27 protein-coding genes are annotated in these 26,248 nt (G+C 68.7%); 19 read left to right on the top strand and 8 right to left on the bottom strand.

Annotation, left to right across the window (positions count from 1 at the left end):
* The first annotated feature begins 25 nt into the window (after positions 1-25).
* Positions 26-1,018 (top strand): DUF3558 family protein, encoded by a 993-nt coding sequence (locus tag ACZ54P_RS00785; RefSeq protein WP_465459489.1) that lies wholly within the window; start codon positions 26-28, stop codon positions 1,016-1,018.
* 67 nt (positions 1,019-1,085) lie between these two features.
* Here the strand turns inward: ACZ54P_RS00785 and lhgO are convergent, their stop codons facing one another.
* On the bottom strand, positions 1,086-2,267 hold the full coding sequence (lhgO, locus tag ACZ54P_RS00780; protein WP_465459488.1) for an L-2-hydroxyglutarate oxidase: 1,182 nt from the start codon (positions 2,265-2,267) through the stop codon (positions 1,086-1,088).
* 65 nt (positions 2,268-2,332) lie between these two features.
* Here lhgO and ACZ54P_RS00775 point away from each other — a divergent pair, with 65 nt between their 5' ends.
* Both ACZ54P_RS00775 and ACZ54P_RS00770 read left to right on the top strand, forming a co-directional pair.
* Positions 2,333-2,944, top strand: a complete 612-nt coding sequence (locus tag ACZ54P_RS00775) for a TetR/AcrR family transcriptional regulator (protein ID WP_465459487.1) — start codon at positions 2,333-2,335, stop codon at positions 2,942-2,944.
* The gene (locus ACZ54P_RS00770; RefSeq protein ID WP_465459486.1) at positions 2,941-3,432 is read left to right on the top strand and encodes a nuclear transport factor 2 family protein; all 492 of its coding nucleotides are present in this window, start codon (positions 2,941-2,943) and stop codon (positions 3,430-3,432) included. Before ACZ54P_RS00775 ends, ACZ54P_RS00770 begins: the two co-directional genes overlap by 4 nt.
* Positions 3,433-3,470: 38 nt before the next feature.
* Here ACZ54P_RS00770 and ACZ54P_RS00765 read toward each other — a convergent pair whose 3' ends face one another.
* Positions 3,471-5,039 (bottom strand): MFS transporter, encoded by a 1,569-nt coding sequence (locus ACZ54P_RS00765; RefSeq protein WP_465459485.1) that lies wholly within the window; start codon positions 5,037-5,039, stop codon positions 3,471-3,473.
* Positions 5,036-6,133, bottom strand: a complete 1,098-nt coding sequence (locus tag ACZ54P_RS00760) for a C45 family autoproteolytic acyltransferase/hydolase (protein ID WP_465459484.1) — start codon at positions 6,131-6,133, stop codon at positions 5,036-5,038. The genes ACZ54P_RS00765 and ACZ54P_RS00760 overlap by 4 nt, the downstream gene beginning before the upstream one ends.
* A 126-nt stretch (positions 6,134-6,259) precedes the next feature.
* Here ACZ54P_RS00760 and ACZ54P_RS00755 point away from each other — a divergent pair, with 126 nt between their 5' ends.
* Together ACZ54P_RS00755 and ACZ54P_RS00750 are read left to right on the top strand one after the other, a co-directional pair.
* Positions 6,260-6,478: a hypothetical protein gene (locus tag ACZ54P_RS00755; protein ID WP_465459483.1), complete on the top strand. Its 219-nt coding sequence runs from the start codon at positions 6,260-6,262 to the stop codon at positions 6,476-6,478.
* Positions 6,475-7,158 carry a hypothetical protein gene (locus tag ACZ54P_RS00750; protein ID WP_465459482.1) on the top strand — a complete coding sequence of 228 codons (684 nt, stop codon included), beginning with the start codon at positions 6,475-6,477 and terminating at the stop codon, positions 7,156-7,158. The genes ACZ54P_RS00755 and ACZ54P_RS00750 overlap by 4 nt, the downstream gene beginning before the upstream one ends.
* Here the strand turns inward: ACZ54P_RS00750 and ACZ54P_RS00745 are convergent.
* Positions 7,140-10,259, bottom strand: coding sequence for an AfsR/SARP family transcriptional regulator (locus tag ACZ54P_RS00745; RefSeq protein WP_465459481.1), 3,120 nt, complete (start codon positions 10,257-10,259; stop codon positions 7,140-7,142). The two genes, ACZ54P_RS00750 and ACZ54P_RS00745, sit on opposite strands and share 19 nt — an antisense overlap.
* 104 nt (positions 10,260-10,363) lie before the next feature.
* On the opposite strand from ACZ54P_RS00745, the gene ACZ54P_RS00740 reads away from it, so the two are divergent.
* From ACZ54P_RS00740 to ACZ54P_RS00725, 4 genes are read left to right on the top strand one after another with little or no spacing between them, the layout of a single operon-like run.
* A complete protein-coding gene (locus ACZ54P_RS00740; RefSeq protein WP_465459480.1) occupies positions 10,364-11,536 on the top strand; it encodes a DegT/DnrJ/EryC1/StrS family aminotransferase in 1,173 nt (390 codons plus the stop codon).
* A 7-nt stretch (positions 11,537-11,543) separates the two neighbouring features.
* Positions 11,544-12,473: an NAD-dependent epimerase/dehydratase family protein gene (locus tag ACZ54P_RS00735; protein ID WP_465459479.1), complete on the top strand. Its 930-nt coding sequence runs from the start codon at positions 11,544-11,546 to the stop codon at positions 12,471-12,473.
* A gap of 29 nt (positions 12,474-12,502) precedes the next feature.
* Positions 12,503-13,699 (top strand): glycosyltransferase family 4 protein, encoded by a 1,197-nt coding sequence (locus ACZ54P_RS00730; RefSeq protein ID WP_465459478.1) that lies wholly within the window; start codon positions 12,503-12,505, stop codon positions 13,697-13,699.
* On the top strand, positions 13,686-14,312 hold the full coding sequence (locus ACZ54P_RS00725; protein WP_465459477.1) for an acyltransferase: 627 nt from the start codon (positions 13,686-13,688) through the stop codon (positions 14,310-14,312). Before ACZ54P_RS00730 ends, ACZ54P_RS00725 begins: the two co-directional genes overlap by 14 nt.
* Here the strand turns inward: ACZ54P_RS00725 and ACZ54P_RS00720 are convergent, their stop codons facing one another.
* Positions 14,313-14,900 carry a hypothetical protein gene (locus ACZ54P_RS00720; protein WP_465459476.1) on the bottom strand — a complete coding sequence of 196 codons (588 nt, stop codon included), beginning with the start codon at positions 14,898-14,900 and terminating at the stop codon, positions 14,313-14,315.
* 138 nt (positions 14,901-15,038) lie between these two features.
* On the opposite strand from ACZ54P_RS00720, the gene ACZ54P_RS00715 reads away from it, so the two are divergent.
* Positions 15,039-15,614, top strand: a complete 576-nt coding sequence (locus ACZ54P_RS00715; protein ID WP_465459475.1) for a Uma2 family endonuclease — start codon at positions 15,039-15,041, stop codon at positions 15,612-15,614.
* A 349-nt stretch (positions 15,615-15,963) separates the two neighbouring features.
* On the top strand, positions 15,964-16,530 hold the full coding sequence (locus tag ACZ54P_RS00710; RefSeq protein WP_465459474.1) for a copper resistance CopC family protein: 567 nt from the start codon (positions 15,964-15,966) through the stop codon (positions 16,528-16,530).
* A gap of 2 nt (positions 16,531-16,532) precedes the next feature.
* Here the strand turns inward: ACZ54P_RS00710 and ACZ54P_RS00705 are convergent, their stop codons facing one another.
* Positions 16,533-17,153 carry a hypothetical protein gene (locus ACZ54P_RS00705; protein ID WP_465459473.1) on the bottom strand — a complete coding sequence of 207 codons (621 nt, stop codon included), beginning with the start codon at positions 17,151-17,153 and terminating at the stop codon, positions 16,533-16,535.
* 113 nt (positions 17,154-17,266) lie between these two features.
* Here ACZ54P_RS00705 and ACZ54P_RS00700 point away from each other — a divergent pair, with 113 nt between their 5' ends.
* A complete protein-coding gene (locus ACZ54P_RS00700) occupies positions 17,267-17,776 on the top strand; it encodes a SigE family RNA polymerase sigma factor (protein ID WP_465460194.1) in 510 nt (169 codons plus the stop codon).
* Complete coding sequence (locus tag ACZ54P_RS00695; protein WP_465459472.1) at positions 17,773-18,525, top strand: hypothetical protein; 753 nt, start codon at positions 17,773-17,775, stop codon at positions 18,523-18,525. Before ACZ54P_RS00700 ends, ACZ54P_RS00695 begins: the two co-directional genes overlap by 4 nt.
* A gap of 70 nt (positions 18,526-18,595) precedes the next feature.
* Here ACZ54P_RS00695 and ACZ54P_RS00690 read toward each other — a convergent pair whose 3' ends face one another.
* Together ACZ54P_RS00690 and ACZ54P_RS00685 are read right to left on the bottom strand one after the other, a co-directional pair.
* Positions 18,596-19,555: a Gfo/Idh/MocA family protein gene (locus ACZ54P_RS00690; protein WP_465459471.1), complete on the bottom strand. Its 960-nt coding sequence runs from the start codon at positions 19,553-19,555 to the stop codon at positions 18,596-18,598.
* A complete protein-coding gene (locus ACZ54P_RS00685) occupies positions 19,552-20,658 on the bottom strand; it encodes a DegT/DnrJ/EryC1/StrS family aminotransferase (RefSeq protein ID WP_465459470.1) in 1,107 nt (368 codons plus the stop codon). The genes ACZ54P_RS00690 and ACZ54P_RS00685 overlap by 4 nt, the downstream gene beginning before the upstream one ends.
* 173 nt (positions 20,659-20,831) lie before the next feature.
* On the opposite strand from ACZ54P_RS00685, the gene ACZ54P_RS00680 reads away from it, so the two are divergent.
* Genes ACZ54P_RS00680 through ACZ54P_RS00655 form a run of 6 tightly spaced genes read left to right on the top strand, consistent with a single transcriptional unit; the run spans position 20,832 to position 26,225 of the window.
* Positions 20,832-21,563, top strand: a complete 732-nt coding sequence (locus ACZ54P_RS00680) for a UDP-N-acetylglucosamine acyltransferase (RefSeq protein ID WP_465459469.1) — start codon at positions 20,832-20,834, stop codon at positions 21,561-21,563.
* Between the two features lie 10 nt (positions 21,564-21,573).
* Complete coding sequence (locus ACZ54P_RS00675; RefSeq protein WP_034309750.1) at positions 21,574-21,813, top strand: acyl carrier protein; 240 nt, start codon at positions 21,574-21,576, stop codon at positions 21,811-21,813.
* The gene (locus tag ACZ54P_RS00670; RefSeq protein WP_465459468.1) at positions 21,813-22,538 is read left to right on the top strand and encodes an SDR family NAD(P)-dependent oxidoreductase; all 726 of its coding nucleotides are present in this window, start codon (positions 21,813-21,815) and stop codon (positions 22,536-22,538) included. The genes ACZ54P_RS00675 and ACZ54P_RS00670 overlap by 1 nt, the downstream gene beginning before the upstream one ends.
* A complete protein-coding gene (locus ACZ54P_RS00665) occupies positions 22,538-23,935 on the top strand; it encodes an AMP-binding protein (RefSeq protein ID WP_465459467.1) in 1,398 nt (465 codons plus the stop codon). The genes ACZ54P_RS00670 and ACZ54P_RS00665 overlap by 1 nt, the downstream gene beginning before the upstream one ends.
* Complete coding sequence (locus tag ACZ54P_RS00660) at positions 23,932-24,984, top strand: LuxE/PaaK family acyltransferase (protein ID WP_465459466.1); 1,053 nt, start codon at positions 23,932-23,934, stop codon at positions 24,982-24,984. Before ACZ54P_RS00665 ends, ACZ54P_RS00660 begins: the two co-directional genes overlap by 4 nt.
* Entirely contained in the window at positions 24,981-26,225 is a 1,245-nt protein-coding gene (locus ACZ54P_RS00655; RefSeq protein ID WP_465459465.1) for an acyl-CoA reductase, read from the top strand. Before ACZ54P_RS00660 ends, ACZ54P_RS00655 begins: the two co-directional genes overlap by 4 nt.
* The last annotated feature ends 23 nt before the right edge of the window (positions 26,226-26,248 follow it).

Raw genomic sequence — 26,248 nt, 5'->3', positions numbered from 1 at the left:
GGAAGGGCGGAGGGACAGGGGACGCATGCGGTTTCGGAATTCGCTCGCGATCGGACTGGCGGTGCTGGCGCTCGGCGGCTGCACGTCGACGATCGGCGGCTCCGCCTCGCCGGTGCCGGGACAGGGGCCGGTGATCACGAAGGCCGACCCCTGCGCACTGCTTTCGCAGCAGCAGGCGGACGAGCTGGGCGTCATGTACCCCGGCAAGGAGCGTCCGGCGAAACCCGAACAGAAGGTCCCCGCCGTCTGCCGGTTCAGCGAACTGGAGGACGCGCCCGACGGTGTCGCGCTCGAAGTGTCGCAGAGCCTGAACCTGTCGGCTGTCGACTACTACGCGGGCGCCCTGCCCGGTGAGAAGTTCGGCATCGGCGGGTTCACCTGGACGCGGTACGCGACCATCCTCGGCCCGAGCTACTGCTCGCTGGCCACGGAACTGGACGCGAAGACGTTCGTCGAGATTTCGAGCGACGCCCCGGGCGACGACAACAGCAAGGCGTGCGACCTGGCGAAGGCCGCCGCACCCGCGATCGCGTCGCATCTGCCCGGTGGTCAGCAGGATCCGCAGATCACCGCGCCGCCAGGGCAGAAGCCGATCGAACCGTCCGGGCCGCTGGTGAACGTCGACCCGTGCACCCTGCTCAAACCGGAGCAGGTGGCCCCGTTCAACCTGCAGCCCGCGCGGCCGATGAACGGCTCGTCGAGGGACCCCAAGAACGGCTGCCAGTGGGACGATACGGACGGCGACGCGGGCAAGAAGGCCCTCGACCTGTGGGTGTACACCGCGACCAAGACCGAGGACGTCCCGGGACTGGAAGGCACTCCGGCCGAACAGGTCGTGAACGGCAGGAAGTGGATCGTCTACTCGGCCGCGGACAGCCCGATCTGCGTCGCGCTCTTGCCGGTCACGGAGACGTCGTCGATCAAGATCGACACCGGTGACCTCACCGACAAGGCCAAGGCCTGCGAGATCTCTCAGGCCGTGATGCCGCTGGTGACCGCGAACGCTCCCGCGTCCTAGCCGACTTCCAGCTGGGTCGTGAGTGGCGGTTCGGGTTCTAACCCGAATCGCCACTCACGACTGTGCGTCAGGCCACCTCGTCGGCGATGTGCTTGGCGATCTCCAGTGCGCTGGTCGCCGCCGGTGAGGGCGCGTTGAGGACGTGCACCTGGTTACGCGCGGTTTCGATCAGGAAGTCGTCGACGAGCGCGCCGTCCGGGCGCAGCGCCTGTGCGCGGACCCCGGAGCCGTGCCGCACGATGTCGTCCTCGGTGACGGCGGGGACGAGCCGCGCGAGGCTTTCGGCGAAGCGGCGGCGGGAGAAAGAGCGGCGGACCTCGTCGAGTCCGGTCGGGTAGGCGTACTTGCGGGCGAGCCGCCAGACGCCGGGGAAGCGGGCGACTTCGGCGAGGTCCTTCGCGGAGATGTCGCGCCAGGTGTAACCCTCGCGGCGCAGCGCGAGCACGGCGTTGGGGCCGGCGTGCACGCTGCCGTCGAGCATGCGGGTCAGGTGCACGCCGAGGAACGGCAGCGACGCGTCCGGGACCGGGTAGATCAGGCCGCGGACGAGGTGACGGCGTTCGGGCTTCAGTTCGTAGTACTCGCCGCGGAAGGGCACGATCCGCGCGCTCGGGGTGAGCCCGGCGAGCCGCGCGACGCGGTCGGCGTGCAGGCCCGCGCAGTTGACGAGGGCGTCCGCGTGGATCACCTCGTCGCCGGTCGCCACCTCGACGCCGCCGGTGCGGCCCGCGCGGATGCCCAGGGCGGGTGTGCCGAGGCGCAGGTCGGCGTCGGACTCGTCGAGCAGGCGCACCAGCGCGGTGCAGACGGCGGGGAAGTCGATGATGCCGGTGGACTCCACGCGCAGCGCGGCGACGCACGACACCTCGGGTTCGTATTCGCGGGCTTCGCTCAGGGTGATCAGCTTGGCCGGGACGCCGTTGGCTTCGGCTCGTTCGGCGAGCATCTTCAGCGCCGGAAGCTCGGCTTCGGAGGTCGCGACGACCAGTTTGCCGCAGACCTCCACCGGCACTCCGTACTGCCGCGCGAAGTCCACAATGGACCGATTGCCGGCGGTGGACATCCTGGCTTTGAAGGAACCCGGCTTGTAGTAGAGCCCCGCGTGCACGACGTTGGAGTTGTGCCCGGTCTGGTGGGCCGCCCAGCGGTCCTCCTTTTCGAGCACCGTGACGTCCAGGCCCCGTTTGGTCAGTTCCCACGCCACGGCGAGACCGACGATCCCGCCCCCGATGACTACGACTGTACGCACGATCGACCAGGCTACCCGGAGCCTAACCTGACAACTGTCAGGTTAGGTGGTAGCGTACCTAACCGATGTCAGGTAAGCGGCTCAGCAAAGACGAACGCCGGGAGCGGATCCTCGCCGCGGCGGCGCGGGTGTTCGCCGCGTCCGGCTACGACGGGGCCGGGATGCGGGAGGTCGCGACGGCGGCCGGGATCAGCACTCCCGTGCTCTACGACCACTTCCCGTCCAAGGCGGAGCTGTACGCCGGGCTGCTGGAGTCCGAAGTGGACAGTCTGCTGGCCGGCTGGGCCGAACTTCCGCCGTCGGACACCGCCGAGGAATTGCTGCGTGGCCGGGTCGAGGCGATCTTCGCCTGGATGGAGACGAACGAACGCGGCTGGCGGATGATCTTCGCCGAGACGCCGTCCGACGAGGGCGTCGCCGAGGTGCACCGGCGCGGGCAGGCCAGGGCCACCGGACAGCTCACCGAGGTGTTCGCGCGGGTCCCCGGTCTGGCGCTGACCGCGGACCTGCCGCGCGAACGCGCGAACGAGGTACTCGCCGAAGCGGCGAAAAGCGCACTGAACGCCATCGCCACCTGGTGGTGGAGCAACCGCGACATCCCGCGGGAGCAAGTCGTCGCGATCACGGCCGATCTGTTGTGGCGCGGTCTGGGAGCCCTGATCCAGGAGGACACATGAGCATCGAAACCATCGAGCGGTACCGCCGGGCCCTGGAGACACGAGACGTCGAACTCGGGCTGAGCGCCTACGCGCCGGACGCGGTGGTGCGGTCACCGCTGACCAGCCGGGTCCGGTTCACCGGGCACGCGGAACTCCGGCCGCTGCTGGAAGTCGCCTTCTCGCATCTGCGCGACGTCCGCTTCAGCACCGACACCGGCGACGCGTCGACGCGCGTGGTCGTCTACTCCGCGCGCATCGGTGATGAAGAGATCGAAGAGGCGGCGGTGCTGAAGCTCGACGAGGACGGGCTCATCGCCGAAGCGACGTTGTTCGTGCGGCCGTTGCCCGGCCTCGTCGCGCTCATGGACGCCTTCGGCCCCGACATCGCGCGCCGCAACGGCCGCACCTTCGCGGCCCGGCTGTTGAGTGTGGCCACCAAACCGTTGCTGGCCATGGTGCGGTCGGGCGACCGCCGCGCCGTCCCCCTGGCCGGGCCCCGCCCCTGACCGCATTCAGAGGACTAAACGCGGTGGCATTTAGAGGACTAAACGCGGTGTGAGGCGTGCGGCGCTTCCGCATTTAGAGGACTAAATGCGGGAGTGGGGGCGGTGTCGTCGGGATCTTCGAGCACCTTCGGCACACCGCGCAGCGTGAACAACGCGCTGATCGCCAGCAGTGCCATGAGCCCCGCCGAACACAGCATCGTCAGCTGCAGCCCGTCGACGAACGCCAGTTTCGCGTTGGTGAGGACCAGCGCTCCTTGCTCGGGCGGCAGCTGCGCCGCGACCTGGACGGCACCACCGAGAGTGTCCGAGACCGCCTCGGGCGGCACCCCGGCCGGGACGACGAGTTCGCTCCGGTAGAGCGCGCCGAGCACACTGCCCAGCACCGCGATCCCCAGCGCTCCGCCGAGTTCCGTCGCCGTCTCGGAGATCGCCGACGCCGCACCGGCCCTGGCCTTCGGGACGACACCGAGCACCGTGTCCGTCGCGACCGAGAGGATCAGCGCCAGCCCGACGCCGAAGATGATCATCGCGGCGAGCAGTTCGGAGTAGACGATCGTCACGCCGATACCCGAGTACAACGCGAAGCCGACCGCCGAAAGACCGCATCCCAGCGCGATGGTGACCGCCCGGCCGAAGAGTTTGATCCCCAGCGGGGCGAGTACGCCGCCGAGGATCGCGCCGCCCATCCCCGGCAGCCCGGCGAGCCCGGACTTCAGCGGCGACCAGCCCGCCACCAGCTGCAGATACTGCGCGAACATCACGGAGACCGCGAGCTGCGCGAACATCGCCAGGATGGTGGTGCCGATCGTCGCCGAGAACGCGCGCTGCGCGAACAGTTTCAGGTCCATCAGCGGTTCGGCCAGCCGCGGTTGCCGCACCAGGAACGTCAGCAGAGCGCCGAGACCGACCACCGCGGCGACGGCGATGTCCCAGTGCCACCAGCCCTTGTACGCGATTTCCTTGATCGTGTAGACGATCCCGACCAGACCGGCGACGGACAGCAGCACGCTGAGCACGTCGATCCGGCCGGGTGCCGGATTCTTCGACTCGGGCAGGATCAGCGCGCCGGCGATCACCAGGACCACCACCACCGGAACGTTGACCAGGAACACCGAACCCCACCAGAAGTGGTCGAGCAGGACCCCGCCGACGAGCGGCCCCAGCCCGAAACCGAGGATCGTCAACCCGCTCGAAACCCCGATGGCGGCCGCGCGTTCCTTGCCGGTGAACACGTTCCGCACAATCGACAGCGTCGAGGGCATCAGCGTCGCGGCCGCGATCCCGAGCAGCACGCGGGCGGCGATCAGGAGTTCCGCGGTCGGCGCGTACGCCGTGATCACCGAAGCGGCCCCGAACAGCGCCGCTCCGATCAGCAGCAGCTTCTTCCGCCCGATCCGGTCGCCGACGTTCCCCATCGTGATGAGCAGCCCGGCGAGCGCGAAGCCGTACGCGTCGGCGATCCACAGCATTTCCGTCGCCGACGGACGCAGTTGTTCCGACAAGGACGGCAGCACCAGATGCAGCACGGTGAGATCGATCGCGATCAGCAGTTGCGCGAGGACGCAGACCACGAGCGTGCCGATCTTGCGGCCGCGGCCGATGGTCATCGCGTCACCCCGAAGGTGAGTTCCGGCGAGTGACGCGCGGTGCCGTTCTCCCCGTCACCGAGGTAGAACCGGGTGCTCATGGTGCGGGCCGCCGGGTCGAGGACGCTGCGCCACAAAGTCCGCCACGGCGCGCCCGGCTCGATCGCGAAGGACACCGCGTCGAGCGCGCCACGCGGTCCGGCGTCCGCCTCCTTGGTGAGGGTGCGCAGACGCTGGTAGGTGCGGAAGCTGTCCGGGGTGTCCTCCGGCAGCGCGTCGAGGTCCGGATGCCGGTGCAGCGGGTGGTTCGTGACGCACAGCGGCCCGTCGGCGACCTCGACGAAGTACTCGACGTCGTGCTCGCCGCGCTCGTAGACGAAACCGCGGCCGGAGGCGTCGGCGACGATGTAGTGACACGGCGCGCCGTGCGCGTACTGCTTGGCGAGCATCAGGGCTTCTTTGGCCTGGTCGACGTTCTCGCACGTGTCCAGCAGGTACCGGCACACCTGCGTCACCGAAAGACCCGCCTGCGGGCCGGGGTCGTCCCTCAGCGGCGCGGCCGTTTCGACGTCGGCCATCAGCAACGCGACGACGAGCCCTGCCTCGTTGACACCTTCCATCGCGCCGTCCATTGTGGACATCGAAAGCGACGTCGACGCGATGCCGTCGCCGGGGATCGTGGTCAGGACGTAGGGTCGCGAAGCCATCGGCACGGTTCCGTCGTCGACGGGTTCCTCGCCCGCCATCACCGCGCCCAGCTGGCTCCAGCTCAGGGTGAAGAAGTCGTAGTTCCGGCCGAGCGCGCTGCCCGTCCACAGCGCCGAACAACCCGAACCGGCGGGCAAGGCGCTGGCGTCGTCGAAGGAGACCGCCGCGTCGGCCGGGAACCCGTAGGCCTCGGCGAACCCGGTCGTGCGTTCGGCGTACTGCGGCCAGTTCCTGGCGAACCAGGTCCGCCGTGCCTTGGCGGTGATCGGGTCGATCGGCGGCGGCGTCCACTCCGAAAGAGCCTTCGTTTCGGCGCCGAGGGCGTGGCCGATCTCGGCCTGCGTGCCGCGCAACGTCAACTGCCGCACGGCGAGGAAGTCATCGGGAGATCCCGCTAGGTAGGTCATGGCCGGGAGCGTGACCGCCACCGCTGACCGGCCGCGCACCGAACGCTGACGGCTCGTGCTTGTCATCGGAATGTCATGTGCTCCGCGCGAAGCTTTCGGCACACAGGAACGAAAGCGAGGGATTCCATGCTCGGCAACAAGGTGTACATGATCGCCGGAGGCGTGTTCAGCGTCCTCTTCGTCGCGCTCGCGATGATCGAGTTCTCCACCGGCTACCCCGAGGACGGTCTGCAGGACCTGTTCTACGCCGCCCTGAGCGCGGGCGCGGGCGTGCTGCTGTACGTCCTCGACCGCCGTCAGCGTGAGCGCCGCGCAGCTGCCGAAGCACAGCGTGATGCCCGATGAGGAACATCGACGGCGGCTTTCTCGCCGCCCCGGACCAGGCCGTGCTCGAACAGCGGGACCGCGACATCCGCAAGGCCAAGCTCGCGCTGGCTTTGACCGTCGTCGGCGGCTTCGTCACGCTGATCGCCGGTTACCAGGTCTTCGTGGACTTCTCCCCGGGCGCGCTCGTGGTGACGTTGATCGCGCTGGCCGTCGCCGTCGGCGGCGGGATGCTCACCAAACAGCTGAACCGCACCGTTCGATTCCGGGTGCACAAGCCGAACGCGGGGCTGGTCGCCGCCGCGAAGCTGACCGGAATCCTGGTGGTCTTCTTCGCGATCGCCGCCCTGCTCGGCTCGATCGACGCTCCCGGTCCGCTGCGCCTCGTCCTGATCGCCGGAGTCTGCGGTGTCCTCGCCTACGTGCGGTCGCTGCACGACCAGCAGTGGGTGCTCTTCGAACTGGACGCGGTCGGCGTCCGGGTCGAGCGGACGGTCGTGCCGTGGCGCGACGTCACCCGGCTCACCATCGATCCGGTCGGCCCCGGCATGACCCGGCTGGGCGCCGTCCCGGTCAACGCGGAGCCGCTGTACGTCGCGGTGCAGGACAGCGAGCTGGACTCGCGGCTCCTGACCGAGGCCGTCGCCCGGTTCGCGCCGAGGGGAGTCCTGCTGACCGGCGTTCAAAAACCCGTCAGTTGAGCGGCGTTCCGCAGGCCGAGGCCCCGGCGGTAGGCCCGGTCGAAGTCGTCCCCGAGCCGCTCCCGAACGGTCGCCCGGAGCAGGGCGGCGTCCAGATCGACGGCGAACGGGGTGCCCCGCACGGTCACCGCGGCGCCGATCAGGACCGCCGCCCGCTCGGGATCGCCCCGGAGCAGCGCGACCCCGGCGAGTCCTTCGACGGCGCAGGCCATGGTGGTGCTGTCGTGCCACCGGTCCGCCGAGACGAGCGCCGACCGGTGCAGTTCCTCGGCACCGTCCGCGTCACCTTCGGCGGCCGATACCCAGCCCAGCGAGATCCTCGCTCCGGCGCGGACCCCTTCGGCCGCGAACGAGCCGCCAGTGCACTCCGAAAGCGCGAGTTCGCTCAGCGCGCGGGCCGTGGCCAGGTCACCTTCGTGCCGGGCGAGGAAGGCGAGCCCGATGTACCCGGCCGCTCGGCTTTCCGGCATCCCGGCGCGACGCGCGATCTCGACGGCGAGTTCGAAATCCGCCCGCGCCCCCGCCGCGTCGCCGTACAGCAGCTTGCTGCCGCCGCGACGGCACAGCAGGTCCGCGTTGTCGTCCGCGGCCCCGAGTTCCCGCATCAGCCGGAGCGCCTCGTTCATCGTTTCGAGTGCTTCGGCCTGCCTGTCCGTCCAGATCAGGATCTGTGCCAGGTGATCGAGCGCCATCGAGAGCCCCCAGCGTTCCCCGAGCCGTCGGAACGCCGCCGCCCCCTGGCGCAGGAACTCTTCCGCCGGCTCGAGATCGCCCCGCATCAGCGCGCGGAGGCCGTACCCCGTCGGCGCGAGGGCGAGACTCCAGGCGTCGCTGTGCGCCAGCAGGGCCTGACTGCGTCTGATCAGCGAGTCGTCGTCACCGGGCGGACCGGTCACGACTCCCATCAACAGCAGGAGTGCCGGATTCCGCGGCGCCTTGGCCAGGTCGCGCACGAGATCGTCCACCGCCGGGAAATGGCGGTCGAGGGCTTCGTGGCCGCGGAGACCGGCGGCGGCGTTGAGCACGCAGAGCTGGTACTCCTCTTCGAGCCCTTCCGGCGGTCGTGAACCGAGCTGTTTGACCACTTCCAGGCACAGCGTCGAGCCTTCGAACCGGCGCCCGCGCATCCACCAATACAGCACCATCGAGGCCGAAAGCCGCAGCGCGATCCGCGCGTCCGCCTCGGCCGACCACCGCAACGCGGCCAGGAGGTCGTCGTAGGCGTCGTCGACGCGGTCCAGCCAGATCAGCTGCTCTCCGGTGCGGATGAGCGGCTCGGCCTTTTCGGCGAGGGTGAGGAAGTGTTCGGCGTGCGCGAGTCGCATCCGCTCGGTCTCGTCGGCTTCGGCGAGCTTCTCCGCGAAAAAGGCTCGGATGGTTTCGAGCATCCGGTACCGGTTCCCGGTGCGTTCGACGAGTGATCTGTCCACAAGGGACGGAAGCAGCTCCTCGGTGTCCGGCACGGCGCAGACCGCATCGGCGTCGGCAAGGGTGGCGCCGCCCGCGAAAACGGTCAGCCGCCTGCCGAGCCGTCGTTCGTCCTCGTCGAGCAGATCCCAGCTCCATTCGACGACGCCGCGCAGCGTGCGATGCCGGTTCTCGGCGACGCGGCTGCCACGGGAGAGAAGGGCGAAGCGGTCATCCAACCGGGTGGCGATCTCGCCGACCGGCAGGGCCCGGACGCGCGCCGCGGCGAGTTCGATGGCCAGCGGCAGCCCGTCGAGCGCGGCGCAGACGCGCTGGACGTCGCCCGCGGTGGTGTCGTCGACGGCGAAGCCCGGATCGTTGGCCCGCGCGCGCTCGGCGAACAGCCGTACCGCGGCGAACTCCATCGAACGCGCGGGCGGCGTCCCCGGCGGCGGTACGGCGAGCCGCGGCACCGGGGAGACGACTTCGCCGGTGATGCCGAGCGGTTCGCGACTGGTGGCGAGCACGCGCAGTCCCGCGGCCGCGCCGAGCAGCCGCGCGGCCAGCTTCGCGGCGGCGTCGACCAGGTGCTCGCAGTTGTCGAGCACCAGCAGCAGCGCCCGGTCGGCCAGCGCGTCGATCAGCCGCTCGACGGGTTCGTTCTCCACCGGCGCGGTCGCCACGCCGAGCGGGGTGGTCCGCAGGCCGAGCCCGGTCAGCACGGCCTGGGCGACGTCGGCGTCCTCGGTGTAGGGCGCGAGTTCGACGAACACCACGGGCAGGTCCACGACGGCCGCGACCTCGATGGCCAGCCGGGTCTTGCCGGTCCCGCCGGGCCCGGTGAGCGTCACCAGCCGGGAGCGGTCCAGCGTGCCGAGTAGGTGCCGGAGGTCGTCTTCGCGCCCGATAAGGCTGGTGAGCTGCGCCGGGAGCGGCGTCGTCGTTTCTTTGGCGGGAGGCGCCTCGCCGCGCAGCACGGCCAAATGCGCGGCCGCGAGCTCCGGCCCCGGATCCGCGCCGAGTTCGTCGGCGAGGACCCGGCGGGCGTCCTCGAACGCGGTGAGCGCGTCGGCGTGGCGTCCGGAGGCGTGCAGCGCGCGGATCAGCAGCGCGCGCGGCCGTTCGCGCAGCGGCTGGGCGGTGACGATCTCGCGAAGGTCGGTGAGGACGTCTTCGTGTCGTCCCAGCTTGAGATCCGCTTCGGCGCGGTCCTCGATAGCCGACATCTTCAGTTCGACGAGCCGCGTGATCTGCGGCTCGCGGAACGGCGCGTCGGTGATGTCCGCGAACGCAGGGCCACGCCAGAGACCGAGAGCGTCGCGAAGCAGTTCAGCCGCCTTCGTGGCGTCTCCGGCCGCGAGGACACGACGTCCTTCGGCGGCGAGCTGTTCGAACCGGTGGACGTCGACGTCGGCCGGGTCCACGGCCAGCCGATAACCCGCCGGAGTGAATTCGACCGGCGCGAGATCCTTCAGCGCACCGCGCAGCCGGGAAACCTGCGATTGCAGCGCGTTCGCCACTCCTTCGGGTGGTCGTTCGCCGTAGAGACCGTCGATGAGCCGCTCGGCCGGGACGACCCGGCCCGCCTCCAGCGCGAGCAGCGCGAACAGCGTCCGGACCCTGGGCCCGCCGATCGGCACGAGAGCGCCGTCCGCACGGCGTACCTCCGTCGCCCCCAGAACGCCGAATCGCATGGGTCAGAGATTAGGGCGTCACTGACCTGGGTGGATCCAGCCCGCCCGAACTACGCCGATCGGCGTCTATACACTTCGCCGGGTCCCCACGCAACGGGAGTGGTATGTCTGAGCTCGAACCTGTGGTCCTCGGTCAGCCGACCGTCGGCGACGAAGAACTCGCCGCGGTGGCGGAGGTGTTCCGGTCCGGCTGGCTGGCCGGCGCCGGTCCCGCGTGCCGCCGTTTCGAGGAACGCTTCGCGAAGACCGTCGGCACCGCGCACGCCCTGACCACCAGCAACTGTGGCTCCGCACTCTTCCTCGGGCTGCGTGTACTCGGTGTGAAGCCGGGTGACGAGGTCATCGTCGGCGACTACACCTTCCCCGCCACCGGCCACGCCGTGCTGCAGGCGGGCGCGACGCCGGTGTTCGCGGACATTCGCCCGGACGTGTGGAGCGCCGACCCGGCGTCGATCGAAGCGCTGATCACCCCGCGCACGGTCGGCATCCTCGCCGTCGACGTCGCCGGGCAGCCCGGTGACTTCGACGAATACCGCGCCATCGCCGACAAGCACGGCCTGTGGCTTTTCGAAGACGCCGCCTGCGCCGCGGGCGCGACCTACAAGACCCGGCCGGCGGGCAGCCTCGCCGACCTGGCCGCGTTCTCCTTCCACGGCCGCAAAGGCATCACCGCGGGTGAAGGCGGCGCGCTGGTCTCGGACCGCGAAGACCTCATCGCGCACGCGCGCAAACTGCACACCTACGGCATCGAGCCCGCCATCACCCGTGAGGGTTCCCCGGAGGCGGGGGTGGGCCCCCGAAGGGGGGCTGGAATCAACACAGCCCTGCCGATCCCGGAGTTCCACGAGCTGGGCTACAACTTCCGGCTCTCGGACGTGCAGGCCGCGATCATGAACGTCCAGCTGGACCGGCTCCCGGATCTGCTCTCGGCCCGCCGGTCGGTGGCCAAGCGCTACCACGAGGCGTTCGAGAATTTGCCCGGCCTCGACGTCCCGGTGGAACTGCCGGACCGGGAGCACCCGTGGCAGGCCTACATCCTCACCGTGGCCCCGGAAATCGACCGCGACGCGCTCGCGCTGCGAATCCGCGAGCAGGGCGTGCAGTGCAACTTCGGCACCTACGCCTCGCACCTCCAGCCCATCTACGGCAAGAAGCAGACCTTGCCGGTCTCGGCGGACCTCTTCGCCCGTCATCTCGCCATCCCGATGCACGCCAACCTCACCGATACTCACGTAGACCGGGTCATCGAGACCGTCAGCGCCGCGTGGGCGAACTAGGAGAGAAATGCCCGACAAGAAGGTCCTCTTCACCGGGGGCGGCGGTTTCATCGCCGCGCACGTGATCCCGATGCTGATCGAAGGCGGCTACACCGTCCGTATCTTCGACAACATGACGCGCGGCGACCGCGCCCGGGTGAACGACTTCATCGCCACCGGCAAGGTCGAACTCGTCGAGAAGGACGTGCGCTACGGCGGGGCGGTGCGCGAGGCCATGCGCGGTTGCACGCACGTGATCCACTTCGCCACCGTGTCGATCAACAAGTCGGTCGCGGATCCGCACGAGTCCATCGACATCAACATGGTCGGCAATCACAACGTCTTCGCCGCCGCGGCGGACGAAGGTGTCGAGCGGGTCGTGTTCGCGTCGACCGCGTCCGTCTACGGCGACCCGAAGCGGCTGCCGATGCACGAGGACGACGAGCTCAAGCCGCTCACGCCGTACTGCATCTCGAAGCGCGCCGGCGAAGACATGCTGGGCTTCTACGAGCGCACCAAGGGACTGTCCTGGAACGCGCTGCGGTTCTTCAACGTGTACGGCCCCGGCCAGAAGATCGAGGCCTACTACACGTCGGTGATCAACCACTTCATCCAGCGCCTGCGCGCCGGTCAGCCGCCGGTCATCGACGGCCGCGGCGACCAGTCGATGGACTTCGTACACGTCACCGACCTGGCCCGTGCCGTCGTCGCGGCGCTCGAATCGGAGCAGGGATGCGTGCCGATCAACATCGGCACCGGCATCGACACCTCGATCGCGACGCTGGCGAAGATCCTCATCGATGCCGTCGGGGTCAACGTCGAGCCGCTGTTCAACGAGCGCGACGTGCTGGTTTCGCGCCGGGCGGCGGACATCACCCGCGCCCGCGAGATCCTCGGCTGGGAGCCGAAGATCTCCGTCGAAGAGGGAATGTACGAACTGGTGAAGGCTTCGGAGTGACTTCCGCCGGGCCAGGGGAGAGCCGCCCCATGCGCATCGCGGTCGTCAACAACTTCTTCCCGCCGAGGGTGGGCGGAAGCGCGCACATGGCGGCGTCCCTGGCCGAGCAGTACGCGGCGCGCGGGCACGAGGTGCTCGCGATCACCGCGGCCTACGCCGACGCCCCGGCCGACGAGACGAAGGACGGCTACCGCGTCGTCCGCCTGCCCGCGGTGAAGATGCCGCAGCTGGGCCTGTCGATCGACTTCGACATGAGCTTCGCCTCGCTGCGGCCGGGGAACTGGCGTCGGCTGTGGAAGCTGCTGAACGAGTTCAAGCCGGACGCCATCCACTTGCACGGCCAGTTCTTCGATCTGTCGTGGCTCGCCGGGCTGTACGCGCGGCGGCACAAGCTACCGATGCTGCTGACCATCCACACCCTGCTGATCAGCGACAACAAGGTGTACGGCGGCGTGTTCCGGTTCCTGGACACCGTGCTGGTGAACCCGATCCTGCGCTACCTCAAGCCGCGGTACGTCATCCTCGACAAGCTCGGGGTCGATTACTGCGTCGAGCGCTACGGAACCAGCGACGCGAACTCGGACTACTTCCCGATCGCCGTCGACACCGGGAACTTCGAGAAGCCGCTCACGCTCGACGTGCGTGCGGAACACGAGCTGGGCGACGGTCCGGTGATCGTGTCGCTCGGGCACGTGATCCCGCTGCGCAACCGGCTGCCGCTGGTCGAGGCGCTTCCGTCCATTTTGGACAAGCACCCTGACGTGAAGGTGGTCGTCGTCGGCCGGGTCTACCACGACGTCTTCCTGAAGCGGGCCGAAGAACTCGGCGTCGCCGACGCCATCATCGTCACCGGCGCCGTGCCGAAGGCGGACGTGCCCGCGTACTTCGCCGCGGCCGACATCGTCACGCACGACCTCAACGGCGGCTGCGGCACCGCGTCGCTGGAGGCGATGCTGTCGGGCACCGCCACCATCGCGTCGGTCACCGAGGACAACTACCCGGGCATCGAACTGCGCAACGGCGAGAACATCCTGCTGGTGCGGCCGGACGACAGCGAGGCGGTGGCGGAAACCGTCATCGAACTGCTCGACGACCCCGAGAAGCGGGCTTTGGTGGCACAGCGGGAAAGCGCGATGGTGCGGGCCAACTTCGGTCTCGACGTCGTCGCCGACGAACACCTGCGCACCTTCGAGAAACTGGTGACCGAGGCCGATGTTCTTCGATGACGAGCGCAGCAACCGGCTGCGCCCGCAGATCCTGACCGAACTCGTTTCGCAGTACATGAACGACGCCGAGCGCGCGAAGTTCTATGGCCTGCCGGAGACGACACGGGTCCGCGAACGGGTCAAGATCATCAGCCCGGAGAACCTGAAGATCGGCGAGCACTGCTGGATCGGCGAAGGCGCCGCGCTCGACGCGAGCGGCGGACTGGAGATCGGCGAGCACACCAGCATCGGCCTGAACACGCTGATCTTCACGCATTCCAGCTGGCTCGCGAACATGACGCTGCAGAACCACTCCGGCAGCGACCTCATCGAACGCAAACCCGTGAAGATCGGCAAAGGCTGTTTCATCGGCGGCCTCGTCGTGATCATGGCGGGCGTCACGATCGGCGACTTCGCCACCGTGCAGCCGAATTCCGTGGTCGCCAAGGACGTCCCGCCGCGGACACTGGTCGCGGGCAACCCGGCGCGCGTGTTCCAGAAGTACGACGACGACTACATCCAGTCCGAAGTGGAGCGTGTGCGCGGCGAGAACGCGCGGCGGCGCGCGCTGGCGGAAGAGCGCGGGGACACCCCCGGGTCTTGGGGCGCCCCGGCAGGGGACTTCACGGAGTAGTCAGAGGCGCTGCGCGAGGAGTTTCGCGATCGTCTCGTAGGTCTCGGGCCGGGTTTTGACGATGTCGAGGACGGCGAGCCGGACTTCTCCTCGACTGAGCTTGCCGACGAGCAGGACGGCCTTGGTCGGGTCCTTGCCCGATTCGCAGTACACCGTCTTGTCTCCGACACCACCGACAACGGTCAACGGTTCGCGGCAACTCGCCTTCGCCGTTTCGTCCACGGACGCGACGCTGGTCGAACCGGGCTTCAGCGGAATGACGATCTGCAGATGTGGTGCGACGGCGGCCGATTGATCGGCGTTTTCGTACAGGCAGCCGTATCGCTTTTCCACGGACCCACCTACGTGCGCTTCCTGTTCCAGTGGCTTGATCTCGGCGGAGATACCGGTGAACTGAGCGACCTCGGCGACCGCGAGGAACGGGCAGGCGTCGAGAACGAGGGCGGGCGACGCGGGCAGCGGGGTCGTGGGAACGGTGGTCTCGTACGGAGCGGGCGACGGCGAACGGGCGGGCAACGTGATGGTGACGGTACAGGCGGTGACCGAAAAGAGCAGGCCGACGACCAGGAACCCCCAGGTTCTCTTCATCGCCACAATGTATCCGACCTGCGGAAACTTACGTAGTGGCAACTTGGCCCATCGACTTCTCGCTACCGTGTGTAGCGCTACCGTTTCGGCGAAACCGTGGGAAGATGGTCTGGCGATCACCGGCGAAGGAGGAGTTCGATGAGTGTCGTGCAGTGGCCTCACCGCCTCCTGACCCTCGACGACTGGGCCGCGTTGCCGGAAGACCCGGAACACCGCGCAGAAGTCGTCGAAGGAGTCTTGGTCGTGGCCCCTCGGCCGATGTCGTTCCATCAGCTCGCGGTCACCCGCCTGGGATACGTGCTCAACGAGCAACTGCCTGAGTCCCTCATGGCTCTCTCGGAAGCCGAGTTCGTCGTCGCGGAACTCCCGTTGACGGTTCGCGTCCCGGACGTCCTCGTCGCGGCGACCGAGCTGGTGGAAGGGAATCCGGCTCGTTATGCCGCTCAAGACGTGCGTCTCGTCATCGAGGTCCTTTCCGAAGGCTCGGTCCGCACCGACCGGGTCACCAAGTTCTCGGAGTACGCCGAAGTCGGCATCGAGCACTACTGGATCGTCGACCTCGACGACCCGCCGAGCATGATCACCTACCGTTTGGTCGACGGCGAGTACGAGAACTTCGGCGAGCACACCGGCAAGGTGTCACTCGACTTCGAGGGCACCCCGGTCACCCTCGACCTCGACGCCCTCACCACCCGCCACGCGCAGCGCCCCTGAGCACCCCTCGCGAGTGGTAATGACGGTTATTGAGAAGAAAGACAAAGGTGTCGTGGTTGCGGGCGGGCCTGTTCGCCGAGGTGAGGGGCTAGGCGAAGGCGTAACGCGCGTGCTCAGAGACGTAACTCGCGTGCCTGAATTCCGCACTCGGGTGTTACGTCTCCAAGCACGCGAGATCCGGCTCCAAGCACGCGAGTACGGCGCCACGTCACCCAAGCCACCATCCCGCCCGAACACGCCACGTTTGCCTTAACCCTCGTTAGAACCGTCATTACCCCTCACGAGGCTCGTGAGCTGCCGCGTCCGGCCACTAGGCTCACCGTGGGAATTTCCGCGTGAAGGGTGTCTGATGAGGTTCAAGCGGTTCGGTGCGTCCCTGCTGGTCGCCGGGGTTGCTCTGCTGGGTGCCGCGACCCCGGCGATGGCCCACACGGAGCTGAAGAGCAGCGATCCGGAGAGCGGCGCTTCGCTCGCGACGCCGCCGACGCAGGTCCAGCTGACGTTCTCCGGCCCGGTCACCCTCACCGACGACCCGATCCAGATCACCGGGCCCGAGAACGCTTCGTGGACGGTCGGCCGGGCGGAAGTCGCCGGAACCGTCGTCACCGCGCCGGTACAGGCCGTCGGGCCCGCGGGCGAGTACACCCTGCGCTACCAGGTGGCCTCCGAGGATTCGCACGTCGCGAGCGGTTCGGTGAAGTTCAACCTCAGCTTCCCCGCGTCCTCGCCGTCGTCCAGCAGCGCGGCGGCTCCGGCGAGCAGCGCGGCCCCCGCGACCAGCGCCACCCCGGCCCCGCAAGCAGAGGAGACCACTCCCGAAGGCCTGTTGCCGGTCTGGGTGTGGATCGTGCTCGCGGTCGCCGTGGTGCTCGCCGGTCTCGTCGTCGCGTTGCGCCTCACTCGACGCAAGAACTGACCTCAGCCGTGGCCGACATCGGGGTTGCCGGCGGGCAGCTTCTTGCCGGAGGCGTCGAAGGCGGCCAGCTTCAGCGGGTCCGCGGCGGAGTCGAACCAGAACACGACGATGTTCGGGTCCACGCTCCAGGCGGCCTGGTGCGCGGTGACGGTCTTGCCGTTCACCTTCGCGGTGATCTTCGCGGCCGGGCCCGCGTAGTAGCCGAAGGACGGGATGCCGTTCAATCCGCCGGACACCGCGTGGAAACCAGGTGACTTGTCGGGGCCGGAGTACTCGTTGGTGACGGTGCCGGCGGTCACCTTGCCGTCGGCCGACCGGTGCCCGGCCATGATCCCGAAGGTCGTCTGCGGGAGCTGCTCGATGTCGATCTTCACGCCGTAGAACACCAGCTCACCGCCGTCGCCCTGGACGCCGGTGCCGATGACGTCACCCCACGGTGTGTTGGCCGGTTCCTCGGCGTCCCGCACCGGAACGGGTGCCTCCACGACCTCCGCCGCCGGTGCGGGCGCGGGTGCCGGTGCGGGTGCCGCGTTCGCGGTCAAGGTGGTCGAAAGGACGACCGCGAGGCCGACGGCGGCGATTCCGCCGCCTGCCAGCGTCGTCCGCTTCCCGGGTGATTTCATTTGCGGTGCCTCCCAGTGGTCGAAGATCATGCGAAGACCTCTACGGGGGAGCGGCCGAAAAGGTTGAGGCAACCTTTCGGGTGGTCAACCGTCGAACGGAGATGAGGACCAGCGTGGCTCGCGGCGATGACGAGTTCGTCGAGTTCGTGCGGAACTCGTCGACCCGTCTGCAGCATGCCGCCTACCTGCTGACCAGCGATCGGCATCAGGCCGAGGACGCCGCTCAGACCGCGCTCGCCAAGACGTACGCCGCCTGGTCGCGGGTACGCCGCAAGGACGCCTACGCCTACGCGAGGCAGGTCCTGGTCAACCACATCATCGATGGCTGGCGGCGCCCGATGCGCGAGAACGCCACCGAGGAGGTTCCCGAACGGCCGAGCGGCGCGGACGTCGCCGGGGCCGTTGTCCAGCGGAAATGGTTGCTTGACGCGTTGCGTACGCTCACAGACCGGGAAAGAGCGGTTGTGGTGCTCCGGCACTTCTTCGACCTGAAGGAGTCCGATGTGGCCGGCGAGCTGGGGGTCTCGGTGGGCACGGTGAAGAGCACCAACTCCCGCGCACTGACGAAGCTGCGGATCACCGCGGAGGACGGAACGGAACTGATCGGGGGGCTGGGACGATGACCGACCTCGAGACGCTGCGCTCGGCTCTGCGGGAACCGCCCGCCGAGGAGTTCGCCGCGCCCGACCTCGCCGCGATCATGACGAAGGGCAGGCGCATCCGCCGCCGTCGCCGTCTCGCGACGGGCGCGGGCGGGGTCGCCGCCGCCATGGTGACGGTGCTGGTCATCGTCGGCGCGGTCGCGCTGAAGGAACCACCGCCCGACCGGCAACCGCTTCCACCCGCCGCGAGCGCGACCGTCCCGGCGTCAGCGCCGGTTCCGGCGCCGACTTCGCCGGCACCGTCGGCCACCACGGCGCCGGCGGACCTGCCCATGGGCGACGTGATCTCGCTCGGCACGCGCGGTGAGGGCGGCCGGGAACTGGTGATCTACGCGTCCGCGCTCGACGAGCCGGTTCTGCCGGACATCCGGTTCAGCCTGCAGGTCGCCTACCGGAACGGCGACGGCACCTTCGAAGCGATCATGAGCACCAACGAGTACAAGGGATCCGACCGGTCCTTCGGCTTCCACGCCACGGACGGCGGCGAGGTGGTCGGGGGCACGTTCGTCCCCGTGTTCGGCTACTTCTCCGGTGCCGCGGCGCGGATCACCAGCACCGTGCGGGGAAAGTCGGTCGAAGCGAAGACGGCCGTCTGGTCCGAAGACCCGGCGGTCGTGATCTTCTGGTTCGACCCGGCCGACGTGGAGTCGGCGAGCGTCCTGAGCCCGCTCGCCGCCTACAACGTGAAGGGCCAGCGCCTCACGAAATAACGCGTTCAGTCCTCTAAACGCGGTAGTTGCGCTGGGCAACTACCGCATTTAGAGGACTGAACGCGAGAGATCAGGCAGCGGCCTGGGTCAGCACCTGGTCGACGACGGTGTGCGACGGCAGGATCAGGTCACGCTCGGTGTCGGCGTCGACCTTGCCTTCGAGCAGTTCCAGGAACCGGTCCAGCTGGGTCGCGAGCGGCTCGCGCGCGGTGACCAGTTCCGGGATCTCGATGACGGTCTGCTGCCGGTAGCCGAGGCCGTCGGGGGTGACCGAGTCGTGCGAGACGTGCCGGTAGATGGTGACGTCGCGGCGGAGCAGGTCGATCTCGATCATGCGGTCCAGTTCGGACACCCACAGCGAGCGGACCTTGCGCTGGCCGAGGCGGGACGCGGAAACCGTGGCCAGCCCGGACTCGAACGACAGCACCGTCTCGATGGTGTCTTCGGCGCCCTCGACCGAATTCGGGTGGAAGTAGCCGGCACCGGAGGCGACCCGCGCCGGGGTCGCGCCGCCGAAGAACTGGATCGCCAGGTCGACGTCGTGCACCAGCAGGTCCCACGCCACACCGGTCTTGATCCGCGGCGCGTACGGGCCGTGGCGGCGGGCCATCAGGTGGATCGGCTCGTTGATCAGCGCCCGCGCGGTCATCACGGCCGGGTTGTAGCGCTCCAGGAGCCCGCACATCAGCGGGATGTCCTTCTTCGCCGACAGCGCGACGATCTCCTGGGAGAATTCGAGGCTGTTGCAGACCGGCTTCTCGACCAGCAACGGCTTGTCCTGGCTCAGGATCTCCTGCGCCAGCTCGTAATGCGCCTCGGTGGCCGAAGCGAGCACGACGGCGTCCACATCGGACAGTGAGCCGATTTCGGGCGTCCACTGGGTTTCGTAGCGTTCGGCGACCTTGCGGCCGGCCTCTTCGCGCGGGTCGATCACGCGCACGAGGTCCACGCGCTCGTTCGCGGCGAGGACACGGGCGTGCAGCGAGCCCATGTTCCCGGTGCCGATGAGAGCGATCTTGTGCGTCGTCATGCGCCGAGTACCTCGCGAACCGTTTCGATGATGGTGTCCAGGTCGGACTCGGAAAGGTGCGGGTGCACCGGCAGGGAAAGCGCCTGCGCGGCGACGGAGGCGGCCACCGGGAAGTCCTCGACGCGCGCGTCGGGGATCAGCGGGTTGTTCCGGTAGCAGTCGTAGTCGAAGACGATCTTCGGGTAGTAGATCCCGTTGCCGATGCCCCGCTCGGTGAGCGCGGCGGCGAGTTCGTCACGGGAGAGGAAGGCGTGCGGGCCGACCAGCACGGTGTACTGGTGCCACACGTGCTCGCGGCCCGGGAGGACCTGCGGGAGGTCGAGACCCGGGGTGCCGGCGAGGCCTTCGGTCAGGCGCTTCGCGTTGGCCTGGCGGGCGGCGGTGAGCTGGTCCAGCTTCTCCAGCTGCGGGATGCCGACCGCGGCGTGCAGATCGGTCATCCGGTAGTTGTGCCCGGCGACCTCGTACTGGTACCGGGCGCGCATGCCCTGGTTGCGGAGCACGCGCAGGCTGTCCGCGAGCCCATCGTCATCCGTCGTGATGACGCCGCCCTCGGCGGTGGTGACGTTCTTGGTGGCATACAAGGAGAAGCAGCCGATCCCGAAGGATCCCGACGGCTTGCCCCCGAACGACGCGCCGACGGCCTGCGCGGAGTCCTCGATGACCTGGAGACCGTGCTCGGCGGCCAGCGGCGCGAGCTTGCCCATGTCCGCGGTCTGCCCGTACAGATGCACCGGCATGAGGACCTTGGTGCGGTCGGTGATCACGGCGCCGACGGCGTCCGGGTCGATCGCGAAGTCGTCGCGCCGGATGTCGGCGAAGCGGACGGTCGCGCCTGCCTCCAGGATCGCGTTCAGCGTCGCCACGAAGGTGAACGGCGAGGTGATGACCTCGTCACCCGGCTGGAGGTCGAGCGCCTGGATGGCGGCGACCAGCGCGGTGGTGCCGTTGTTGACGGCGATCGCGTGCTTCGTGCCGGAAACGTTCGCGAACGCGTCCTCGAAGCGCTTGACCATCGGTCCCTGTGCGATGGCGCCGGATCGCAGCACCTCGACGACGAGGTCCTCCGCGTCACGGACGTCGACCACGGTAATGGGGATCATCTGCAAGTCTCTCTCGACTGGGCATTCGTGAATCAGGCACTGCGGTGCGTCCGGTACAGTGAACCGCCGGTTCTGCGCCCGGCCGCCCTCTCTGGCGCGGGCCACACGTTACCGGGACCGCCGAAGCGCCCAATACCCCAGGCTGCCTCCAGCAACGACGAACGGATCTTCACGTGGCGAACCGCATCCACCCGACAGCGATCATCGGCGAGGGTGTCGAGCTCGGCGACGACAACGTCATCGGACCGTTCACCCTCATCGTGGGGCCCACGCGGATCGGCGACGGCAACTGGATCGGCCCGCACGTCACCATCGGCACCCCCGGTGAGGACCGCGGCCGCGAGCACCCCGCCGCCTGGGAAGCCGCGCCGAACGGTGATCCCGATCACGACGGCCACGGTGTCGTCATCGGCAGCCGGAACCGGATCCGCGAGTACGTCAGCGTCCACCAGGGCACCTGGCGCCCGACCACCGTCGGCGACGGGGGCTACTTCCTCCGCGGCTCCCACATCGCCCACGACTGCCTGGTCGAGGATGCCGTCACGGTCGCGTCGAACGTCGTCACCGGTGGCCATTGCCACCTCTGGTCCGGGGCGAACCTCGGCATGGGCGTGATCCTGCACCAGCGGGTCGTGATCGGCCCCGGCGCGATGGTCGGGATGAGCTCCGCGGTCCGCAAGGAGGTGGGCGCGTTCACCATCGCGGTCGGCAACCCCGCCCGCGTGACCGGCGTCAACACCGTGGGCCTGTCCCGCCGAGGGCTGGACGAGGCCACCATCGAGGCACTGGGACCGTGGCTGAAGGGTAAGGCCGGTCTCCCTGAGGACGGGCTGACCGACCGGCTGCCCGGCGACCTCTCTACCTTGGTGAAGGCGTGGGACGCCCGTCCACGCGACGATCATTAGGAGTACGGACATGGCGGAAGTCGCCGGCAAGCTGCGTGAGGTCTTCGTCGAGGCGCTGGACCTCGATGGTGACGTCGACGTCGAAAACCTGAAGTACCGCGACATCGAGGCGTGGGATTCGGTCGGTCACATGGCGCTGGTCGCGGCCATCGAGGACGAGTTCGACGTCGAGTTCGACACCGACCAGGTGATCGACATGTCGAGCTTCAAGGTCGCCGTGGACATGGTGACCGACCTCCAGTCCAAGTGATGCTGGACGGTAAGACAGCCCTGGTCACCGGGGGTACCCGGGGCATCGGGCTCGCCACCGCGCGGGCGCTCGCCGAGGCGGGCGCCACCGTCGTGCTGACCGGCCGCGACGAGTCGAAGGCCAAGGAAGCGGCGGCCGCGGCGGGTGCCGCGAGCGGGCTCGCGCTGGACGTCACCGACGCCAAGGCCGTGTCGACGCTGATCCGCGGCGTGGCCAAGGAGCACGGCAAGCTCGACATCGTGGTCGCCAACGCCGGGATCATGGAGGACGCGCTCCTCGGCATGATCCGCGAGGAACTGGTCGACACCACGCTGAGCACGAACGTCGCCGGCACGCTGCACACCGTCCAGGCCGCGGCCAGGGCGATGATGCGCAAGAAGACCGGCGCCATCGTGGTGCTGGCGTCGATCGTCGGCGAGCACGGAAGCGCCGGTCAGACGGTGTACGCGGCCTCGAAGGCGGCGGTGGCGAACATCGCCCGTTCGGCGGCGAAGGAACTCGGCCGGTCCGGGATCCGGGTCAACGCGGTGGCGCCCGGCGTCATCGACACCGATCTGACCTCGGGGCTGAGCGAGGACGCCAAGGCCGAGAACATCGGCAAGACGCCGCTCGGACGGCTCGGTACGCCCGAAGACGTGGCGAACGCGATCCGGTTCCTCGTCAGTGATGACGCTTCGTTCATCACCGGGCAGGTGCTGGGCATCGACGGAGGCTTGGTTCTCTGATGACCCTCTTGGGTGTGGGTGCACGGCTCATCGACGTCACGAGCGGCAAGACGCTCGCGGGCGAAGAACTCGACACCGAGGTCACCCGTGTGGGGGCCGCGTTGTCGGAGCTGCCGCCGGGCGCGCTGTTCGCCCGGATGTCGGTGGACCTCGACAGCGTGCTGAACTACCTCGGCGCGTTCGAGGCAGGCCGCGCGATCGCGCTGATCGACCCGGCGCTGGACGCCGACGTCCTGTCGGGGCTCATCGAGCGCTTCCGCCCGGCCGCCGTGCTGTCGGCGCCCGACGCGCCCGCGCCCGAGGGGTACGGCGTCACTGACGGACACTGGGTCCGGAAGTCCGCCGAAGGTGTCGAGCCCCATCCTCAGCTGGCTGTCCTGCTGCCGACCAGCGGATCCACCGGCAATCCCAAGCTGGTCCGGCTCTCGCGCGGGGCGGTGCTGTCGAACGCCGACGCGATCGCGGAGGTGCTCGGCATCGACCGCGACGAGGTCGCGCCGACCAGCCTGCCGCTGCACTACAGCTACGGCCTGTCCGTGCTGAACTCGCATCTCGTCCGCGGCGCGACCGTGGTCATCGAGCCTTCCGGCGTCCTCGGGCGCGGGTTCTGGGACGCGGTCAACGAGCACGAGGTCACCTCGCTCGCGGGCGTGCCGTACCACTACGAGATGCTGCGGCGGCTCAAGTTCGACCCGGCGAAGTACCCGTCGCTGCGCACGCTGACCCAAGCGGGCGGCAAGCTCCGCGACGACCTCGTCGCCCAGTTCAACGACAAGATCCGCGCGGTCGGCGGACGGATGTTCGTGATGTACGGGCAGACCGAGGCCGCGCCGCGGATGACCACCGTCCCGGCGGAGCGGCTCGCGGAGAAGCTCGGTTCCGCCGGTCCCGCGCTGCCCGGCGGCTCGTTCGCCGTCCGGCGCGAGGACGGCTCCGAGACCACGCACCCGAAGATCGTCGGCGAGGTCGTCTACCGGGGGCCCAACGTGATGATGGGCTACGCCGACGACGAGACCGGGCTGGCCGCGGGCGACGAATGCGGCGGCGTGCTGCCCACCGGCGACCTCGGCTACCTCGACGAGGACGGGTTCCTCTACATCACCGGACGGCTCAAGCGGATCGGCAAGGTCTTCGGCAACCGGGTCAGCCTGGATGATCTCGAGCACGCCGTGCGTTCCGCTTCGGTGGGGATCGACGTCGTGGCCGCCGTCCCGGCCGGGGACAAGGTCGTCCTGTTCGCCGAGGCGGCCGACAAGGAGATCTGCAAGGACGCCGCGAAGGCGCTGTCCGAACGGCTGCACCTGCACACCAGCGGGTTCGACGTCCGCCCCATCGACACCGTGCCGCTGCTGGCCAGCGGCAAGATCGACTACCGGTCGCTGGAGGCCCAGGTATGAGTGTGTTCACGCTTTCGCAGGCTGAGCGCGAGAAGCAGTTGCTTCCGCAGCTCGCCGAACTGACCGCGCACCATCGCGAGAACTCCGTGGGTTACGACCGCATCCTGTCCTCGCTGGGCATCGCGCGGGACGCGGAGTTCGCGTCCATCGCGGACCTGCCCTGGCTGCCGGTGCGGATGTTCAAGACGCACGACCTGCGCAGCATCCCCGAGTCCGAGATCTTCAAGACGCTGACGTCCTCGGGCACCACCGGAGCGGGCGCGTCGCGGATCTACCTGGACAAGGCCGCCGCCGGGGCGCAGACCAAGCAGCTCGGCGCGACGCTGCAGGAGGTCCTCGGCGGTGAGCGGCTGCCGATGCTGATGGTGGACACCATCGGCATCATCAAGAACCGCCGTTCGTTCTCCGCTCGCGGCGCGGGTGTGCTCGGCATGGCGAACTTCGGCCGCAAGCACACCTACGTGCTCGACGAGAACGACCAGCCGGACGTCGAGGCCGTCAAGCAGTTCCTCGCCACCTACGGCGACAAGCCGTTCCTGATCTTCGGCTTCACCTTCATGGTTTGGCAGTACCTCTACGAGGTCGCGCGCGAGCACGAGCTGGACCTGTCCAACGGGATCCTGATCCACTCCGGCGGCTGGAAGAAACTGATCGACCGCGCGGTCGACAACACCGAGTTCCGCCGCCGGTTCAAAGAGGACACCGGCCTCACCCGGATCCACAACTACTACGGGATGATCGAGCAGATCGGCACCGTGTTCCTCGAAGGACCTTCCGGGAACTCCCTGTACTGCCCCGATTTCGCGGACGTCGTGATCCGGAATCCGGAGACCTGGGAAGAGCAGCCGGTCGGCGAACCCGGCGTGATCGAGGTCGTCAGCACGTTGCCGCACTCGTATCCGGGGCACGTCCTCCTCACCGAGGATCTGGGCGTGTACAACGGGATCGACGACGGCGACTGGCCGGGCAAGCATTTCTCCGTGCACGGCAGGCTGCCCAAGGCCGAGGCCCGCGGCTGCTCGGACACCTTCCAGGGGGCGGCGGCATGAGCATGCTGAACCAGCGTTTCCCGCTCGGCGACGGCATCGAGGTCTCCTCGTTGGTCGAAGAGCTGCGTGCCGAGCCCGTCGGTGGACGGCTTCGCGTCGGTGACCCGCGTGTCGTCGAGTTCCTGACGAAGTTCGCGCGCAAGCTCCTCGCGCCCGCCATCGCGCGCCGGTTCCCGGAACTGGCGTCGCTCGGTTTCTTCCTGCGCAAGGGAGAGATCGCCAAGGCACTGTCCACTTTGGAGACATCGGGTGACGCGCTCCGCTTCCCGCGCGGGCTGGTCTTCCACGTCCCGCCCGCCAACGTCGACACGATCTTCGTGTACTCGTGGGCACTTTCCGCACTGGCGGGCAACCACAACGTCGTCCGCGTGTCGTCACGTTCGGCCGGCGCCGCCGAAACGGTGCTGGAGGCGCTGAACGCGGCACTGTCCGAAGTGGACGCCGACACCGCCGCCGCCATCACCGCGACACAGCGCATGGTCACCTACGACCGCAGTGACGCGATCAGCGGTGCGCTGTCGGTCGCCGCGGACCTGCGGGTCATCTGGGGCGGCGACGCCTCGGTCGCGGCCCTGCGCAAGTACCCGCTGGCGCCGCACGCGCGCGACCTGACCTTCCCGGACCGGTCGTCGTTCGCGGTCGCGTCGGTACGCGGCTGGCGGAACGCCTCCGAAGCCGAACGTCGCGGCGCCGCCGAGGGCTTCTACAACGACTCGTACTGGTTCGATCAGGCCGCCTGCTCGTCACCGCGCGCGGTGTTCTGGGTCGGCGACGAGGACGGCGCTCGCGAAGCCGGACAGGAGTTCCGAAAGCTGCTCGCCGAGGTCTTGGCGACCAAACAGCACGTCACCGAGCCCGCGATGGCCGTCCAGAAGCGGGTTTCGGCATACGGCGCGGCCGTTGACGGGCTCGTCAACGGCATCGAGTTCCAGGGCAACGGCATCGCGACCCTCGAACTGGCCGACCCCGCGATCTTGCCGCGCGAGTGGCTCGGCGCGGGTACTTTCGCCAACGCGCGGGTCGACACGCTTTCCGACCTCGTCCCGATCGTGCTCCGCAAAGATCAAACCGTCGGTCAATTCGGGTTCACCAAAGAAGAATTGACGGAATTCGTGACGGAATTGGCGGGCCGTGGTGTCGACCGTGTCGTTCCCTTCGGATCGGCCCTGACGTTCTCCGCGATTTGGGACGGCTACGATCTGCTGACCGAGTTCAGCCGACTGGTGACCGTACAGGTCTGACCAGCGGCGACAGCAGTACAGCG

It is taken from the genome of Amycolatopsis sp. NPDC034160 (genome assembly GCF_055575355.1).
This window is presented reverse-complemented; position numbering and strand designations above follow the sequence as displayed.